At 62.8% G+C, this 17,522-nt stretch carries 17 protein-coding genes; 10 read left to right on the top strand and 7 right to left on the bottom strand.

What is annotated here, in order from left to right; translation table 11 throughout:
* The first annotated feature begins 12 nt into the window (after positions 1–12).
* The 3 genes from AB4136_RS25175 (at position 13) to AB4136_RS25185 (ending at position 1,374) form a co-directional block, all read left to right on the top strand.
* Positions 13–237: a F0F1 ATP synthase subunit C gene (locus tag AB4136_RS25175; RefSeq protein WP_137901114.1), complete on the top strand. Its 225-nt coding sequence runs from the start codon at positions 13–15 to the stop codon at positions 235–237.
* Between the two features lie 74 nt (positions 238–311).
* Positions 312–872: a F0F1 ATP synthase subunit B gene (locus AB4136_RS25180; protein WP_137901113.1), complete on the top strand. Its 561-nt coding sequence runs from the start codon at positions 312–314 to the stop codon at positions 870–872.
* Positions 873–882: 10 nt separating this feature from the next.
* Positions 883–1,374: a F0F1 ATP synthase subunit B gene (locus AB4136_RS25185; RefSeq protein WP_137901112.1), complete on the top strand. Its 492-nt coding sequence runs from the start codon at positions 883–885 to the stop codon at positions 1,372–1,374.
* A gap of 69 nt (positions 1,375–1,443) precedes the next feature.
* Here AB4136_RS25185 and AB4136_RS25190 read toward each other — a convergent pair whose 3' ends face one another.
* Together AB4136_RS25190 and AB4136_RS25195 are read right to left on the bottom strand one after the other, a co-directional pair.
* The gene (locus AB4136_RS25190; protein WP_137901111.1) at positions 1,444–2,112 is read right to left on the bottom strand and encodes a ribonuclease HII; all 669 of its coding nucleotides are present in this window, start codon (positions 2,110–2,112) and stop codon (positions 1,444–1,446) included.
* A gap of 173 nt (positions 2,113–2,285) precedes the next feature.
* A complete protein-coding gene (locus AB4136_RS25195) occupies positions 2,286–3,440 on the bottom strand; it encodes a PA0069 family radical SAM protein (RefSeq protein WP_024927131.1) in 1,155 nt (384 codons plus the stop codon).
* Between the two features lie 72 nt (positions 3,441–3,512).
* Between AB4136_RS25195 and AB4136_RS25200 the strand changes: the two genes are divergently transcribed.
* Complete coding sequence (locus AB4136_RS25200) at positions 3,513–4,091, top strand: glycosyltransferase family 2 protein (protein WP_373426392.1); 579 nt, start codon at positions 3,513–3,515, stop codon at positions 4,089–4,091.
* A 15-nt stretch (positions 4,092–4,106) separates the two neighbouring features.
* Here AB4136_RS25200 and AB4136_RS25205 read toward each other — a convergent pair whose 3' ends face one another.
* Positions 4,107–5,135, bottom strand: a complete 1,029-nt coding sequence (locus AB4136_RS25205; protein ID WP_024927129.1) for a LacI family DNA-binding transcriptional regulator — start codon at positions 5,133–5,135, stop codon at positions 4,107–4,109.
* A gap of 352 nt (positions 5,136–5,487) precedes the next feature.
* Here AB4136_RS25205 and AB4136_RS25210 point away from each other — a divergent pair, with 352 nt between their 5' ends.
* From AB4136_RS25210 to AB4136_RS25230, 5 genes are all read left to right on the top strand, one after another.
* Entirely contained in the window at positions 5,488–6,846 is a 1,359-nt protein-coding gene (locus AB4136_RS25210; RefSeq protein ID WP_024927128.1) for an ABC transporter substrate-binding protein, read from the top strand.
* Positions 6,847–7,008: 162 nt separating this feature from the next.
* Positions 7,009–8,022, top strand: coding sequence for a carbohydrate ABC transporter permease (locus tag AB4136_RS25215; protein ID WP_024927127.1), 1,014 nt, complete (start codon positions 7,009–7,011; stop codon positions 8,020–8,022).
* A gap of 1 nt (position 8,023) precedes the next feature.
* A complete protein-coding gene (locus AB4136_RS25220; RefSeq protein ID WP_024927126.1) occupies positions 8,024–9,178 on the top strand; it encodes a carbohydrate ABC transporter permease in 1,155 nt (384 codons plus the stop codon).
* A 23-nt stretch (positions 9,179–9,201) separates the two neighbouring features.
* The gene (bglA, locus tag AB4136_RS25225; protein WP_137901136.1) at positions 9,202–10,854 is read left to right on the top strand and encodes a beta-galactosidase BglA; all 1,653 of its coding nucleotides are present in this window, start codon (positions 9,202–9,204) and stop codon (positions 10,852–10,854) included.
* A 28-nt stretch (positions 10,855–10,882) separates the two neighbouring features.
* Positions 10,883–11,995, top strand: coding sequence for a sn-glycerol-3-phosphate ABC transporter ATP-binding protein UgpC (locus tag AB4136_RS25230; protein ID WP_137901110.1), 1,113 nt, complete (start codon positions 10,883–10,885; stop codon positions 11,993–11,995).
* Between the two features lie 127 nt (positions 11,996–12,122).
* Here the strand turns inward: AB4136_RS25230 and AB4136_RS25235 are convergent, their stop codons facing one another.
* From AB4136_RS25235 to AB4136_RS25250, 4 genes are all read right to left on the bottom strand, one after another.
* Positions 12,123–12,770: a dihydrofolate reductase family protein gene (locus AB4136_RS25235; protein WP_137901109.1), complete on the bottom strand. Its 648-nt coding sequence runs from the start codon at positions 12,768–12,770 to the stop codon at positions 12,123–12,125.
* A gap of 239 nt (positions 12,771–13,009) precedes the next feature.
* Complete coding sequence (locus AB4136_RS25240) at positions 13,010–13,264, bottom strand: DUF680 domain-containing protein (protein WP_137901108.1); 255 nt, start codon at positions 13,262–13,264, stop codon at positions 13,010–13,012.
* 429 nt (positions 13,265–13,693) lie between these two features.
* Positions 13,694–13,909, bottom strand: a complete 216-nt coding sequence (locus tag AB4136_RS25245) for a DUF680 domain-containing protein (RefSeq protein ID WP_137901107.1) — start codon at positions 13,907–13,909, stop codon at positions 13,694–13,696.
* Positions 13,910–14,477: 568 nt separating this feature from the next.
* Positions 14,478–14,699, bottom strand: a complete 222-nt coding sequence (locus tag AB4136_RS25250) for a DUF680 domain-containing protein (protein WP_024927120.1) — start codon at positions 14,697–14,699, stop codon at positions 14,478–14,480.
* Between the two features lie 484 nt (positions 14,700–15,183).
* Between AB4136_RS25250 and AB4136_RS25255 the strand changes: the two genes are divergently transcribed.
* A complete protein-coding gene (locus tag AB4136_RS25255) occupies positions 15,184–16,632 on the top strand; it encodes an aldehyde dehydrogenase family protein (RefSeq protein ID WP_036255186.1) in 1,449 nt (482 codons plus the stop codon).
* Positions 16,633–17,522: the final 890 nt, after the last annotated feature.

Below are 17,522 nucleotides of genomic sequence, written 5' to 3' on the forward strand. Positions count from 1 at the left end.
GAGTTAAATGAAATGGACGCAGAAGCAGCTAAGTACATCGGTGCTGGTATCGCATGCCTTGGCATGGGCGGCGCGGGCATCGGCGTCGGCAACATTTTCGGCAGCTACCTGGCGGGTGCCCTGCGCAATCCGTCGGCAGCCGACGGCCAGTTTACCCGTCTGGTCTTCGGCTTCGCCGTGACGGAAGCTCTGGGCATCTTCTCGTTGCTCATCGCCTTCCTGCTGTTGTTCCGCTGATGCAGGCGTGATGCTAGCCGGTTGCGTTCGGGCTGCCGGCTTGAATTCTAGGCCAGAACGACAGGAACCACGTGATGTTCGTGACATCAGCCTATGCTGAAGAGGCGACGACTGCTGGCACCGCAGTGCCAGTTGAGGGCGGCCATGGAGGCAATACCTTCCCGCCTTTTGATCCAACAACCTTCTCTTCTCAGCTCGTCTGGCTGGCGATCACTTTCGGCCTGTTCTACCTGTTCTTGAAGAAGGTGGCGATGCCGCGCATCGCCTCCATTCTCGACGTGCGTTCCAACCGGATCGCGCAGGATCTCGACCAGGCAGCCAAGCTGAAGGGCGAGGCGGATACCGCGGTCGCCGCTTATGAGCAGGAATTGGCCGAGGCCAAGATCAACGCCAACTCGATCGGCCAGAAGGCCCGCGACGAAGCCAAGGCCGAAGCCGACGCTGCCCGCAAGGATGTCGAGGCAGGCCTTGAGAAGAAGCTTGTCGAGGCCGAGGCGCGCATCGCCACGATCAAGGCCAGCGCCATGAAGGATGTCGGTGCCGTCGCTGAAACGACCGCCACCGCCATTCTGGAAAGCCTGGTCGGCAAAGCCGACAAGGGCGAAGTGGCCGCTGCCGTCAAAGCCGCGCGCTGAGGAGACCGCCATGGACGCCACATCTCTCGCGACAGTCTGGGCGACGGTAGCGCTCTTTATCCTGATCGCCTTGATGATCTACCTGAAGGTGCCGGGCGCGATGTCGAAGTCGCTCGATGCCCGCGCCGACAAGATCCGCTCGGAGCTGGATGAAGCCCGCAAGCTGCGTGAAGAAGCGCAGGCGCTGCTGGTCGAATACCAGAAGAAGCGCAAGGACGCCGAGAAGGAAGCCGCCGACATCGTCGAGGCCGCCAAGCGCGAAGCCAAGGCCCTTGCCGAGGAAGCGCACAAGAAGACCGAGGATTATGTCGCGCGCCGCACCGTCGTCGCCGAGCAGAAGATCGGTCAGGCCGAGCGCGAGGCAATCGCCGAGGTTCGTGCCAGAGCCGTCGATCTGGCGGTCGAGGCTGCCCGCAGCGTGCTCGCTTCCAAGGTCGACGCCAAGGCCGCGGCCGACCTGTTCAAGGCCTCCGTGCAGGACGTGAAGTCCAAGCTCAACTGAGCGCAGCGTCTCGTTTGATTTGAGAAAGCCGCTGGGGAAACCTGGCGGCTTTTTCGTTGGGGGATGTCCTTAGTCTTCGGCTGCAACGTCCTTGCGGAACGGCGCGAAGGATACGCGGTGCAGGCGATGCAGCGGCCCGTGCGAGGCGATGGCCGAGCGGTGGCGGGCGGTGGCGTAGCCCATATGCACCTCGAACCCGTAATGGGTGTGGCATTGGCCGCAGCCGGTCATCATGCGGTCGCGCATCACCTTGGCGACGATCGAGGCCGCCGCGATCGACTGCGAGCGCTGGTCGCCCTTGACCAGCGCGCGTCCTGCGCAGGGCAGGCCGGGCGGCACGTCGCGGCCGTCGGCCAATGCCAGCTTGGGCTCAAGCGAAAGGCCGCACAGCGCCCGTCGCATGGCTTCCAGGCTGGCGCGCAGGATGTTGGTGTCGTCGATGCCTTCCGCCGAGATCGAGGCCATGGAGACGGCCTGGGCCCTCGCCAGGATCGTCTCGAACACGGCTTCGCGCTGGGCATGCGTCAGTCGTTTGGAATCGTCGAGACCGTCGGGGATGTCGTTCGGATCGAGCACCACGGCGGCGGCCACCACCGGGCCGGCCAGCGGCCCGCGCCCGGCCTCGTCCATGCCGGCCACCGGCCACAGCCCTTCGGCGATGGCCTTCCTCTCGATGGAGAAATCCGGCCGCTCGAGGATTTCAAACAGAAGCGGAGAATCGGAACGCGCGCGAGCCATAATGCGGCGAAACTCGCATCGGTCCCGATTCTCCGCAAGCCCTCCCGGCCGGCTGGGGCGGCGGGCCGGAGGGTACCGTCTGACGGCCGGGGGTCAGGGCCGGACGGGATCTTGTGTCGGGTGCCGGAGATGGTGCCGGCACCCGATAGGGCAGGGCGATCCTGCCCACCGGTCTACAGCAGCATCAGCTGCTCGAAGGGTCGTGTGGCCGGCGTGAACAGGTCGGTCCTGAGCTGCCTGCGCTCGACGTTGAGACCGAGCCGCTTGGCGGCGATCTCGAAGCGGCGGCCGATCTGCCAGGCATAGGGACCCGCGCCTTTCATGCGTTTGCCCCATTCCGAATCGTAGTCCTTGCCGTCACGCATCGACCGGATCAGCGACATGACGTGCCGGTAGCGGTCGGGATAGTGGCGCAGCAGCCAGTCCTTGAAGATCGGGCTGACTTCCAAAGGCAGCCGCAGCACCACGTAACCGGCTTCGCGGGCGCCGGCGGCGCGGGCGGAATCGAGAATGCGCTCGACCTCCGGATCGGTAAGGCCGGGAATGATCGGGGCCACCATCACCGAGGTCGGGATGCCGGCATCCGTAAGCTGCTGGATCGCCTCCAGCCTTTTGGTCGGCGTCGACGCGCGCGGCTCCATGGTGCGGGCCAGCATGCGGTCCATCGTCGTCACCGACAGCGCCACCTTGGCCAGCCCGCGTTCGGCCATGCGCGACAGGATGTCGATGTCGCGGGTCACCAGCGCCGATTTGGTGACGATGCCGACCGGATGGCCGCGCGCCTCCAGCACTTCGAGAATCTCGCGCATGATGCGGTATTGCCGCTCGATCGGCTGATAGGGGTCGGTGTTGGTGCCAATGGCGATGGTGCGCGGCTGATAGCCTTCCTTGGAAAGCTCCTTGTCCAGCAGCCGCGCCGCATCCGGCTTGGCAAACAGCTTGGCCTCGAAATCCAGCCCCGCCGACAGGCCCATGAAACTATGCGTCGGCCGCGCGAAGCAGTAGACGCAACCGTGCTCGCAGCCGCGATAAGGGTTGATCGAACGGTCGAAGGAAATATCGGGCGATTCATTGCGCGTGATGATGGTGCGCGGCTTCTCCACCTGCACTTCGGTCTTGAACGGCGGCAACTCCTCGAGCGATTCCCAGCCATCGTCGAACACATGACGGCTCACCGGTTCGAAGCGGCCCGACGGATTGATGCCAGCGGAACGGCCGCGATTGCGATCCGGCCGCACGCGCATACCGCTCTGTTCCATGATCGCATTGGCCATCTCGGCCCGTCCGGCGCCGAAGGCGGCAATGTCGGCACGCACGACCTGTTCCATTTTGGCTCTTTCCCAAGGGCTGTCTGCTGGGCGTCGAATCGCTGTTCTCATGAAATTATTCCTATTGCCTCCATGAGAACAAATCAAGAACTTTCGTCATCGAACTCGAAACTGGCGCGCGGCGCGGCTTTCCGCTATTCGGCAAAGATGCTCAGTGTGCTGATCGAAACCCGCAACGACGAGGAAGGGCTTGCGCGCACGCTCGCCTCGCTCGTCGGTGGCGTCGTCGAGGGCATGGTGCGCGAAGTGATCGTTTGCGATCTCGGCTCCACCGACCAGACCGCCAAGGTGGCCGAGCACGCCGGCTGCCGCTATCTGGCAACCGGTGGCATCAAGGCCGGCATCGGCGTGGCCAAGGGAGACTGGCTGCTTCTCTTGGAGCCCGGCGCCAGGCTGGTCGAAGGCTGGACGGATACCGTTGCCGATCATATCGGACGCCTTTCCACGCCGGCCCGTTTCGCGCCGACGCGCGGCGCGCGCCAGCCGCTGCTGCGGCGCCTGTTCGGCCGGCGGTCGCCGCTTGCCCATGGGCTGGTGATCGCCAGGAAGCAGGCGGCGGCGCTGGCCGGCACATCAGGCGAGGTGGAAGCGATTGCGCGCGCCGCGCGGGCGACGACCCTGCCGGCGGAGATCTGGCCCGCCGCCAGGTAGGTAGATACCACCGGCTCAGGCGCCGGGCGGTGCCCCGGCGATCGAGCCTCGCACCACCAGGTCGACCGGCCACACTTCGCCGCGGGCGCCGTCTTCCAGTTCCGAAAGCCGCGCCACCAGCCGCTCGGCCACCCGCGCTCCAGCGGCGCGGATCGAGGAGCGCGTCGTCGTCAGCGGCACCGAAAAATTCTCCGGTTTCAGCCAGGGAAAGACGTCATCATGCGCAATGACCGAAACGTCGGCGGGAACCGCTAAATTGAGGTCGCGCAGGGCTCGCATGACGCCGAGCGTCATGAACAGGCTGGAGCAGATGATCGCCGTCGGCTTGTCGTCCTGCTCGAACAGCCGCCGCGTCGCGCGGTAGCCGTTCTCGTCGGTCATCGCGTTGGAGATCAGCCGATGGTCCGGCAGCGCGAGGCCGCCGGCGTTCAGCGCCTTGCGCACCCCGCGCTCGCGATGGATGGCGAAGGTCTTCCAGTCTTCGCCGTTGACCAGCGCGATGCGGTTGTGCCCCAACTGGATCAATAGCCGTGCCGCTTCGTGGAAGGCGCCTTCATTGTCGATGTCGAGGAATGGATAGGCAAAGTCCAGCCCCTCGGAGCGGCCGTGCACGATGTAGGGAATGTGCAGCTGGTCGAGCAGCGTCAGGCGCTTGTCGGCCGGGCATGGCGACGAGACATAGACGGCGTCGACCTGCTTGTTGGCGACGATACGGCGATAGGTCGTCTCTTCCTCGTCGGCAGCCGTCGGGCTCAGCACCAGGTCGAGTTCGTGCGAGCGCGCGAAATCGCCGAGCCCCGACAGGAACTCGACGAAATGCGGGTCGATATCAACCGTCGCCCCTGTCGGCATGACATAGCCGATCATGCCGGTCTTGCCGGTCGCCAGCCTCCTTGCCGACGGGTTTGGCCGGTAGCCGTGACGCTTGGCGGCGTCGGCGACGCGCCGGCGCGTGTCCTCGTTGACCTCGGGATAACCGTTCAGCGCGCGGCTCACCGTGGTCTGGGACAATTGCAGCATCTGCGACAGCTGCTTGAGGTTCACAGGCGCCTCCGGTCTTCAAAGCGCTTCGAATCCGATGCTGGCCTTTGCCGCCGGCATCGTCGGGGAAAATCAGCATAAGCTTGAAAAAGTCCGGTTTGAAGAAAATTTGCTGCTGCACTGCCAAAAAATAATGCTGCACCGCGATTTTCACCATGTCTTTCACCTATTTAAATCGATTTATTAACCGTGCCCTTGACTCTTCGCGGATTCGATGGCGAGATGCGGGAAGCCAAAGCGCTTTGAGTACCGGTTTCGAAAGGTTGCAGTCCCTTTCTTGCTCGGGCACAGTCGAGGTGATGTCGGCGGCGGAATGGAGGTTCCGTCGGTATTTCGATCCATTGGGAGGATTGCAATGAAGAAGACGTTTTTGCTGGGTACGGCGCTTGTGGCGCTGGCCTTTGCCGCATCCGCCGGGGCAGCCGAACTGAAGTTCAAGCCCGGCGAGGATTCCAAATTTCACTGGGCCAATTTCGATGACCTGAAGAAGGTCGACCTGAAGGGCGAGACGCTGACCATTTTCGGTCCGTGGCGCGGCGAGGACGAGGCCCTGGCCCGTTCGGTGCTGGATTATTTTGCCGCCGCCACCGGTGCCGAGGTCAAATACTCCTCGTCGGAGAACTACGAACAGCAGATCGTCATCGACACGCAGGCGGGCAGCCCGCCCAACGTCGCCATTCTGCCGCAGCCCGGCCTGATCCAGGATCTCGCCTCCAAGGGCCTGTTGTCGCCGCTCGGTGACGACACCGCCAAATGGGTCAAGGACAATTATGCCGCCGGCGATTCCTGGGCGGCGCTCGGCACCTTCAAGGACAAGGACGGCAAGCCCGGCTTCTACGCCCTGCCGTACAAGATCGATGTGAAGGGTCTGGTCTGGTATTCGCCGGACAATTTCGACGAGGCCGGCTACAAGGTCCCCAAGACCCAGGAAGAACTGACCGCGCTCGAGCAGAAGATCATCGCCGACGGCCACAAGCCCTGGTGCATCGGGCTCGGCTCCGGCGGCGCCACCGGCTGGCCGGCGACCGACTGGGTCGAAGACATCATGCTGCGCACGCAGACGCCGGACGTCTACGACAAGTGGGTCTCCAACGAGATCAAGTTCAACGACCCGCGCGTCGTCAACGCGCTCAGCATTTTCGCCAAGGTCGCCACCGACGACAAAATGGTCGACGGCGGTGCCGCCGCTGTCGCCGCGACCGACTTCCGCGACAGCCCGAAGGGCCTCTTCGCCGTGCCGCCGAAGTGCTACCTTCACCATCAGGCGTCGTTCATCCCGTCCTTCTTCCCGGAAGGCGTCAAGCTCGGCCAGGATGCGGATTTCTTCTATTATCCCGCCTATGCATCCAAGCCTGAACTCGGCACGCCGCTCGAGGTTGCCGGCACCCTGGTGATGATCACCAAGGATTCCAAGGCCTCGCGCGAATTCATCAAGTTCCTGCAGATGCCGCTCGCTCACGAATTGTGGATGGCACAGAAGAGCTTCGTCACCCCGCTCAAGGAAGCCAACAAGGAAACTTACGGCAGCGCCGCGCTCAAGAAGCAGGGCGAAATCCTGACCGAGGCGACCACCATCCGCTTCGACGGGTCCGACATGATGCCCGGCAAGATCGGTGCCGGTTCCTTCTGGACCGGCATGGTCGACATGGTCGGCGGCAAATCGCCGGAGGCGGTCGCCAACGACATCCAGAAGAGCTGGGACGCGATCAAGTAAAAATCCAGGAGTGCGGCCTCCCAGGGCAGGCCGATCCGGGCGAATAGGTCCCGGATCGGGCTCGGGGAGCCTGGGAAGGGGAACCGGCAATCAGCCCGGGTGGCGTCCATCGCGCTGCCCAGGTCTGGCGAAGTCATCGATCCGCAGCGAGGGGAGGAACCCATGGCGGCTCAGATCTTATCGGCCATTCTCGTCATAGTGATCGGCGTCGGCGGCTGTGTCGCCTATTTCTGGGGCGCCAACAAGCTCGTCGACCTCATCTTTCCTTCACGCGGCGTCTCCGGCGCGGCTGCCATCAACAATCTGCGTCGGCAAGGCATGGTCCGGCCCTGGCTGTTCGTCGGCCCGGCCATGATCATCCTCACCATCTACCTGATCTACCCGGTCATCGAGACGCTCAGGCTCTCCTTCCTCGACCGCGGCGGCACCTCCTTCGTCGGGCTGGCCAACTATCAGTGGGCGCTCGGCGACCGCGAGTTCCGCAACTCTATCCTCAACAACATCTTGTGGCTGGCCGTGGTGCCTGCGGCCTGCACCTTCCTCGGCCTCATCATCGCCGTTCTCACCGACCGCATCTGGTGGGGCACCATCGCCAAGAGCCTGATCTTCCTGCCGCTTGCCATCTCCTTCGTCGGCGCCAGCGTCATCTGGAAGTTCATCTACGAATTTCGCGGCGATGGGCAGACGCAGATCGGCATCCTCAACTCCATCGTCACCGGCCTGGGCGGCGACCCGCAAGTGTGGATCTCGCTGCCGTTCTGGAACAATTTCTTCCTGATGATCATCCTGATCTGGATCCAGACCGGCTTTGCCATGGTCATCCTGTCCTCGGCGCTGCGCGGCATTCCCGAAGAAACCATCGAGGCCGCCGTGATCGACGGCGCCAACCCGTTCCAGATTTTCTGGAAGATCATGATCCCGCAGATATGGGGCACCATCGCCGTGGTGTGGACCACCATCACCATCCTGGTTTTGAAGGTCTTCGACATCGTGCTGACCATGACCAACGGTCAATGGAACAGCCAGGTGCTCGCCAACCTGATGTTCGACTGGATGTTCCGCGGCGGCGGCGATTTCGGCCGTGGCGCCACCATCGCCATCATCATCATGATCGCGGTCATCCCGATCATGGTCTGGAACATCCGGCAGGCCAACAGGGAAACGGGAGGGCACTGAGATGGCCGGCGCATCCGGAAAATCCTTCATCGGCCGCTTCGGCGTCCACCTTGCCGTGCTGTTTTTCGTCGCCCTGTGGACGGTGCCGACGCTCGGCATCCTGATCTCGTCGCTGCGCGACAAGGATCAGATCGTCGTCTCCGGCTGGTGGACGGCGCTCGCGACCTCCAGCCAGACATCGGCCGGCCGCCTCGGCACCGCCAAGGACCAGGCGCAGAAGGACGGCAAATACATCATCACCGGCAATTTGCTCGCCGCCGGCGACGCCGGCACCGTCACTTCCTTCGGCACCCGTTCGCAGGAACCCGGCAAATACCAGGCCGGCGCTCCGGCCGATCTCGGCGACGGCGTGACCCTGCAGGTGAACGCCGACGGCTCCTACTTGTTGTCCTCGCCCAAGGCCTTCGAGGGCGATCGCGGCCAGCGCGTCTATTTCGAAGCCTCGGCGCCGCCGAAGTTCACCACCGACAACTATCGCAACGTCCTGTTTTCCGAAGGCATCGGCCGTTCGTTCCTGAATTCGCTGACGGTGACGATCCCGGCGACGATCATCCCGATCCTGATCGCGGCCTTCGCCGCCTACGCCTTGGCCTGGATGCGTTTTCCCGGACGTGCGCTGCTGATCGCGGTGATCATCGGCCTGCTTGTCGTGCCGCTGCAGATGTCGCTGATCCCGCTGTTGAAGCTCTATAACGGCGTCGGCCTGTTCTTCGGCGTGCCGTCGAAGACCTATCTCGGCATCTGGCTGGCGCATACCGGCTTCGGCCTGCCCTTCGCCATCTATCTGCTCAGGAGCTACATCGCCGGCCTGCCGCGCGAGATCATGGAATCGGCCCGCATCGACGGCGCCAGCGACTTCGAGATCTTCGTCAAGATCGTGCTGCCGCTGTCCTTCCCGGTGCTTGCTTCCTTCGCCATCTTCCAGTTCCTGTGGGTATGGAACGACCTTCTGGTGGCGATGGTGTTCCTCGGCACCGACGCCGATCAGATCGTGCTGACCGCCAAGCTCAACGCCTTGCTCGGTTCGCGCGGCGGCAATTGGGAAATCCTGACGACATCGGCCTTCGTGACCATCATCGTGCCATTGTTTGTGTTCTTCTCGCTGCAGCGCTACTTCGTGCGCGGCCTGCTCGCGGGCTCGGTCAAAGGAGGTTGATGGTGAAGCAGGCAGTGCAGCGCATGGCCGAGATGCCGGCACCGGCGGTCGATCGCGACTGGTGGCGTGGCGCGGTGATCTATCAGGTCTATCCGCGCTCCTACCAGGACACCGACGGCGACGGCATCGGCGATCTCAAGGGCATCACCTCCCGTCTCGGCTACATTGCCTCGCTGGGCGTCGACGCGATCTGGATCTCGCCTTTCTTCAAGTCGCCGATGAAGGATTTCGGCTACGACGTCAGCGACTATTGCGATGTCGACCCGATGTTCGGGACGCTAGCGGATTTCGATGCGCTGGTGACCGAGGCGCATCGTCTCGGCCTCAAGGTGATGATCGACGAGGTGCTGTCGCACACCGCCGACATCCATCCCTGGTTCGTCGAAAGCCGTTCCAGCCGCTCCAATGCCAAGGCCGATTGGTATGTGTGGGCCGACGCTCGGCCTGACGGCACGCCGCCCAACAACTGGCTGTCGATCTTCGGCGGTTCCGCCTGGCAGTGGGACACGCGCCGCCAGCAATATTATCTGCACAACTTCCTGGCCGAGCAGCCTGACCTCAACTTCCACAACGCTGAGGTTCAGGACGCGCTGCTTGAGGCCACCCGCTTCTGGCTGGAGCGCGGCGTCGACGGTTTCCGCCTCGACACCATCAATTTCTATTTCCACAGCCAGGGCCTGGAGAACAATCCGGCGCTGCCGCCCGAGGAGCGTAACGACCAGACCGCGCCTTCGGTGAACCCTTACAACTATCAGGACCACATCTACGACAAGAGCCGGCCGGAAAATCTCGGCTTCCTCGAACGTTTCCGCTCGCTGCTGGACGAATATCCGGCCGCCGCTGCCGTCGGCGAGGTGGGCGATTCACAGCGCGGCCTCGAAGTGGTCGCGGCCTACACCGCCGCCGGCAAGCGCGTGCACATGTGTTATTCCTTCGATTTCCTGGCGCCTGAAAAGATCAGCGCGGCCAAGGTGCGCGCCGTGCTCGAAGCATTCGGCCGCGTCGCCAGCGATGGCTGGTCGTGCTGGGCCTTCTCCAATCATGACGTGGTGCGCCACGCCTCGCGCTGGGCCGCCGGCGAAGCCGACCCGGTCTCTTATCTCAAGGTGGTCTCGGCGCTGCTCTTTTCCCTGCGCGGCTCGGTCTGCATCTATCAGGGCGAGGAGCTTGGCTTGAGCGAAGCCAACCTCGCTTTCGAGGACCTCCAGGACCCCTACGGCATTCGCTTCTGGCCGGAATTCAAGGGCCGCGACGGTTGCCGCACGCCAATGGTGTGGGACGCGGCCGCGGCCAATGGCGGCTTCTCCAAGGCCAGGCCCTGGCTGCCGGTGCCGGGCGAACATCTTTCCAGGGCGGTCAATGTGCAGGAAAGCGACGAGGCGTCGCTGCTGCAGCACTACCGTCGTTTCCTCGCCTTCCGCCGCACCCATCCGGCGCTGGCCAGGGGGGAGATCGAATTCATGCCGAGCGACGGCGACACCGTGGTGTTCGCGCGCCGCGAAGGCAATGAACGCATCGTCTGCGCCTTCAATCTGAGCGGTCGTCCGACCGAAGTCGACCTTGGCGCGGGACGCGCCTTGCAACCTTTGCCGGGACATGGTTTCTCATCGCAGTCTGGAACAACCGGCAAGCTTCGCCTCGGCGGCTATGGTGCGTGGTTCGGGCGTGTCGCCTGAGTGGAAATGAACTGAACGGGAGGAAATAATGGCCGATCTGACGCTGAGGCAGGTGAAGAAGTCCTACGGCAACATTCACATTCTTCATGGCATCGACCTCGACATCAAATCGGGCGAGTTCATTGTTTTCGTCGGCCCGTCGGGTTGCGGCAAGTCCACCCTGCTGCGCTCCATCGCCGGGCTGGAGGAGATCACCTCGGGCGATCTCAGCATTGCTGGCGAGCGGGTCAACGACGTGCCGCCGTCGAAGCGCGGCATCGCCATGGTCTTCCAGTCCTACGCGCTCTATCCGCACATGACCGTCTACGACAACATGGCCTTCGGCATGAAGATCGCCAAGGAGAACAAGGCCGAGATCGACCGCCGCGTGAAGCAGGCGGCTGAAATCCTGCAGCTGACCAAATATCTCGACCGCCTGCCCAAGGCGATGTCGGGTGGCCAGCGCCAGCGCGTCGCCATCGGCCGCGCCATCGTGCGCAATCCCAAGGTCTTCCTGTTCGACGAGCCGTTGTCGAACCTTGACGCCGCATTGCGCGTCGCCACCCGCATCGAGATCGCCAAGCTGAAGGAATCGATGCCCAACACCACGATGATCTACGTCACCCACGACCAGGTCGAGGCGATGACGCTGGCCGACCGTATCGTCGTTTTGAAGGACGGCCATATCGAGCAGGTCGGCACGCCGATGGACCTCTACAGGAAGCCCGGCAATCTATTCGTCGCCCAGTTCATCGGCTCTCCGGCCATGAACATCCTGCCGGGAACCGTGGACAAGACGGGCGCTACCACCACGGTCAGCCATCTCGGCGGCCGCAAGGCATCGGTGCCGATCGCAACGCCCGCCAGTGCGCAGGGCACTTCCATCTCCTTCGGCGTGCGCCCCGAGGATCTCTTCGTCGCCACCGGCGCCGATTATCTCTTCGAAGGCAAGGTCGATTATGTCGAGCAACTCGGCGAGGTTCAGCTCGTCTATATCGACATCGGCCGTGCCGACCAGCCGCTGACCGCCAAGCTGCCGGGCAATGTCACGGTTCAACGCGGCAGTATCTTGAAGCTCACCGCCAATGCCGAAGACCTGCACATCTTCGACGCCGACGGCCGTTCCTTCGCCCATTATGAGGCGACCGCCAAGGCCGCCTGAGGCGCGATACCAAAAGAAGCTGCCGGAGACGGCACCGCTGAAGACGAAAAAGAGGGCCGCTAGGCCCTCTTTCTGTTTCGCGATCGCGCGCTTGTTTCGAAAGACGCTGATAACGTGGCGATGAAAGTCAGTCGTCGCGCACGACGGTCAGATGCACCGCCTTCTCCGTCGGCACCCGCTCGGTGATGCGGTAGCCCAGCGCCGCGAAGTCGATGCCCGAGAACAGGTTTTCGCCGGAGCCCAGCAGCACCGGCGCGACGGCGAGATGCAGGTTGTCGATCAGCCGGGCCTTGAGATATTGCTTCAGCGTCGACACGCCACCGCCGACGCGGATGTCCTTGCCCTGTGCCGCTTCCTTCGCTTTGGCAAGCGCTGCCTCGAAACCGTCGGTGACGAAATGGAAGACGGTGCCGCCTTCCATGGTGAGCGGCGCGCGGGCGTAGTTCGTCAGCACGAAGACCGGCACGTGATAAGGCGGGTTGGTGCCCCACCAGCCTTTCCAGTTCTCGTCCGGCCAAGGGCCGCGCACCGGGCCGAACATGTTGCGGCCGAGGATCCAGGCGCCGAGATTGTCGAAGCTGCGCGCGGCGAAGTCTTCGTCGGAACTCATCTGTCCGCCGCTTCCGCCATGAATTGCCTTGAAGGTGGGGGTGTCGAAAAACCACTCGTGCAGTTTCATGCCGTTTTCGCCGAGCGGGTTTTCCAGGCTCTGGTTCGGCCCGGCGCCGTAACCGTCGACCGATATCGAGAATGCGCGCACGACCAGCTTGGACATTGCAAAATCCTCCAAAACCAATTGCAATTTGCAACTGGTTTATAGGGTGACAGATTTCAAATTGCAACCGGTTTTTGCACGGTCGATATTTCGGGGGATGAGCGTCGCTGGAAAATGGCATCCGGCGCTCGGCTGGTGGACGGCGGGAGATGCCGGCGGGCAGTCGGCTATGCGGCCTCGTGGAAAATCAAAAGCGGCGGGCAAGCCCGCCGCTTTTCGCAGTTCGTATTCAGTCGCGCTTAGCGGTTGCCAAAATTATTGACGCGGTAGTCGATGGCCGCCTGGGCTGCCTTGTCGGCGGAGGTCTGCCGGTCGCCGTTCAGCCACTGCAGTGTGGCGTCATGCTGGCGGATCGAGGCGGTGGGCAGTGTGTCGACCTTTGCCGAAGCCGCATAAGGGCTCGAGCCGGCATAGGCGTCGAAATTGTCGCTGCCTGCAAAGGCGGCACCGGCGGTGACCAGAAGGGCGGCGGCGGTAAGGGCAATCGTTCTCATTTTCGTAACTCCAAGGTTCGGTTTTCCATCCGTCAATCGGCGTGGTTCTTGGGAGGTAATCGCGTCGTTCGGATATCAGGGAAATGGCGATGGGCCCCTAAAGGTTCCAATCACAAGAATGTTCATGCGCCGTGTGAAAATGCCCCTTGAAATTTGATCGGGCCGATACGAAAGGTGGAAATAACCAATATTTTACAGTATGTTATGGGTGTGGCGCGGTCGCGTCTCGCGAAAGATACCGCCTGGCGTTCACCAGATCCGACCGCTGTGTCGCCGCTGGCTGAACGTTGTTTCGCGGTTTGGTCCGGGGCAGCCGGCAACCGGCAAAAGGGGCGGGGACACGGGTGTCCTGAAACGAGAAAAGCGGTGGGCAAGCCCACCGCTTTTTTCACCGCCGTCGGCAAAGCCGACGGCCCAGTCTTTTGGCTATTAGCTGTTGCCGCCGAGACGCGGAGCGCCATCGGTGACCGGCTTCACGGTCGCGCCCAGATCATGGGAAACAGCCGAACCCTTCTGGGTCGAAGCGGTGTAGGAGCTGTCAACGTTCGAATAGGTGTAGTTCGAACCGTAGTGGTCGCTGCCCTGAGCAAAAGCAGAGCCGGCGGCAACCAGGAGGGCAGCGGCGGTAAGAGCGATCGTCTTCATTTTCGTACTCCAAATCTCAATGTTGCGTCCGTCAAGCGTCGTGGTCTTGGGAGGTAACTCGCGTCGTTCGGACAACACTGAAATGGGTTTGGGGGGTGAAAGGTTCCAATCACAAGAATGTTTATCAGCCATGCGAAATTGTCCCTTGAAGTTTCGTAAGCATGACATATGACCTTATTATTTTGTAGCAATTTCAATATCTTGCATTGTCACGGTCGCGGCGGTCGGTCCGGCATAATGAGCCGGCGTTCAGGACGGTCTGAACGCACCGTCAACGAACGGTGACCAATCTGCGGGTTTATGGGCGGTTTTTAGAGAACGGGCAGGGACGCCCGGTCATGCCGAGCGCACGGCTGATCCGGCCTGGTGGGTGCCTGTTCGGGAGGACGCGCCGCTCTCTAAGGAACTCTCTATATAGGGAGCGTCGCAAGGGCAGCGATGTCGATTGGAAAGCGTGCGGCGGGGATGCTTCATGGCGGCATGTCCCAGACGCAAAAAAGCGGCGGGCAAGCCCACCGCTTTTTGGTACCGGCAGTCGGCGCGAGCCGACGGCCGTATCAGCCGTAACTTAGCTGTTGCCGCCGAGGCGCGGAGCACCGTCGGTGATCGGCTTGACGTCCTTGATGCTGGCGTCGTGCGACACCGAACCACCCTTCACCGAAGCGGTGTAGGAAGAGTCGACCGTGGCATGCGGGTTCGAGCCGGCATAGGCGTTGAAGTTGTCGCTGCCAGCGAAAGCCGAACCAGCGGCAACCAGGAGAGCAGCAGTAGCAAGAGCAATCTTTTTCATTTTCGTACTCCGAATTTCAAAGTTCTGTCCGTCATGCGGCGTGTTCTTGGGAGGAATTCGCGTCGTTCGGACAGGGCATATCTGGGAGCGGCCCAGTCGACTTTCCAATCACGAAATTGTTCCGCGTGGATCAGGAAAACGCCCCTTGAAATTTCGCGGTCGGATTCCATCCTTTTTACTTAATCCTTTAATTTCAAATAGATAGATGAATTCACGCCTGGGCGATATGGAAAAAAATACTAAGCCGGCGTTCATAGCCTGGTAGACGCATCGTCAACGCCCGGTGCCCCAAAAGGCGTCTGTACGGGGCTTGAAGGGCCATTCCTTACCCGCCTCTGGCCTCACGCGCCTCCCGCCGCTGAGGCTTGAGCAGGCCCGTCTGGCAAGGCTAGAACTTTGTCGATAGGCTCTAAAAAACGGGTCGGTTTCATCGCCCGCCACCGGCGGGCCGGCTGTTACAACGGCCGCCAACAGGGAGAACATCATGCTGCGCAAGACGGATTTCTTCATCGACGGCAAATGGGTCGCGCCGGCGGCGCCGCGGGAGCTGGAGGTGACCAATCCGGCCGACGAGCAACCCTTCGCGGTCATCTCGCTGGGTTCGGCCGCCGATGTCGACAAGGCCGTCGCGGCCGCGCGGCGCGCCTTCGACGGCTGGAGCCGCACCAGCCGCGAGGAACGCCTGGCAGCGCTTGAGCGCCTGCTCGTTTCCTATAACAAGCGCATGAACGACATGGCCAAGGCCATCTCCGACGAGATGGGCGCGCCGATCAAGCTGGCGCTGGAATCGCAGGCCGCCTGCGGTGCCGGCCACATCAAGGCCTTCATCCGCACCCTGAAGGATTTCCATTTCGAGACGCCGCTCTCCGAGCGCGACAAGCAGGAGCACATCGTCTACGAGCCGATCGGCGTCTGCGGCCTGATCACGCCGTGGAACTGGCCGATGAACCAGGTCACGCTGAAGGTGGTGCCGGCCATCGCCGCCGGCTGCACGGTGGTGCTGAAGCCGTCGGAAATCGCGCCGATCTCGTCCATCGTCTTTGCCGAGATGATGGAGGACGCCGGCTTCCCGGCCGGTGTGTTCAACATGGTCAATGGCGACGGCCCCGGGGTTGGCGAGGCGATGTCGCGTCATCCGGGCATCGACATGATGTCCTTCACCGGCTCGACGCGCGCCGGCATCGCGGTTGCCAAATCGGCCTCGGAAAGCATCAAGCGCGTCGCGCTGGAACTCGGCGGCAAGTCGCCCAATATCGTCTTCGCCGATAGCGACCTTCCCGACGCGATCGCGCGCGGCCTTGCCCATTGCTTCGAGAACACCGGCCAGTCCTGCAACGCGCCGACACGCATGCTGGTCGAGCGCCCGGTCTATGACCGCGCCGTCAGCCTCGCCGCCGACTATGCCGCCACCGTCAAGGTCGGCAATCCGGCGGAGGATGGCGACCATATCGGGCCGCTTTCCTCGGAAGTGCAGTTCAACAAGGTGCAGAGCCTGATCGAGGCCGGCATCAAGGAAGGCGCGCGTGTCGTCGCCGGTGGCCTCGGCCGTCCGGAAGGCTTCAACCGCGGCTATTATGTCCGCCCGACCGTCTTCGCCGACGTTAACAACGACATGACCATCGCCCGCGAGGAGATTTTCGGGCCGGTGCTGGCGATGATCCCGTTCGATTCCGAAGACGATGCCATCGCCATCGCCAACGATACGCCCTACGGCCTTTCCGGCTATGTGCAGACCCAGGACAAGGTCAAGGCGCAGCGTGTTGCACGCCGCATCCGCGCTGGCATGGTGCAGATCAACGGCGCCGACCGTCCTTATGGCAGCCCCTTCGGCGGCTACAAGGCGTCCGGCCTCGGTCGCGAGGGCGGCAAATGGGGTCTTGAGGATTTCCTCGAGGTCAAGGCCATCTCCGGCTGGGACGAGCAGGTCGGTTAAGTCCGTCCGCACGGCGGACCGAAGGTCTGCGAAACAAGAAAGGCGTCGCCCGGTGCGACGCCTTTTTCTTTTCGGCGGGCTCCGCGTTGCCGCACGCCGCCGTCGAGCCGCGCGCTCAGCCGCCGTCGACCTGCGTGTTGCGTATCCCCGCCGGCCTCGAACCGCCGCTATCTTCGTCACCGTTCCGCCGGCTTCGGGCCCGCGTTCCGCCTTTTTGTTTGTTCTGAGCCGTCGGCAGCTGTTTCCGCGCGGCCGATATGTGGTTCTGCGTCGCTGGCGGTTTCTCCAGCGTTCCGGCATGGATTCCCGACACGCTCCGCTCCCTGCGGTCGCTCACGCGGTCGGGAATGTCGAGACGCGTGGATGGTCTCGCCGATTGTCCATGCCCGGCTTTGCATCAGGGGCGCTGCGAACAACAGCGATCCCTAAAACCGTTGGTGTGAACAACGGCGGTCATCGAAACCGACGCGAACGACAGCTACTCTCAAAGCCGTTGGCGATTGACGAAAGCGTTTCAGAACATTCGTCATTCCCGACCGCGTGAGCGACCGCAGGGAGCGGAGCGTGTCGGGAATCCATGCCGGAACGCCGATGCACCGGAGCGGTGCAGGATGTGGATTGAATGCGCGGCGGTGCGCGCAAGTCCAAAGAAAGAACCTCGCCTGTTCAGTCGCTTGCCGAAAACTGCGCAAGAAACCACGTCTAGATTTGCCCACACGTTCGGGGTTTGCACGACAATCGGCCCATCGCCCTCACGGGAACCTGGTGCGCACCGGGTATCAGGGAGGGCGCCGGTGCCGGACTGGCAGCGCTAACGGTGGCGCTGTCTGGTGACGAGCCCTAAGTCCGGGCCCTGGAAAAACCCGGCCGCCGAAAATGGCGGCTTCGAG

The organism is Mesorhizobium sp. 2RAF21 (assembly GCF_052115345.1).
In the GTDB taxonomy this organism is placed as follows: domain Bacteria; phylum Pseudomonadota; class Alphaproteobacteria; order Rhizobiales; family Rhizobiaceae; genus Mesorhizobium; species Mesorhizobium terrae.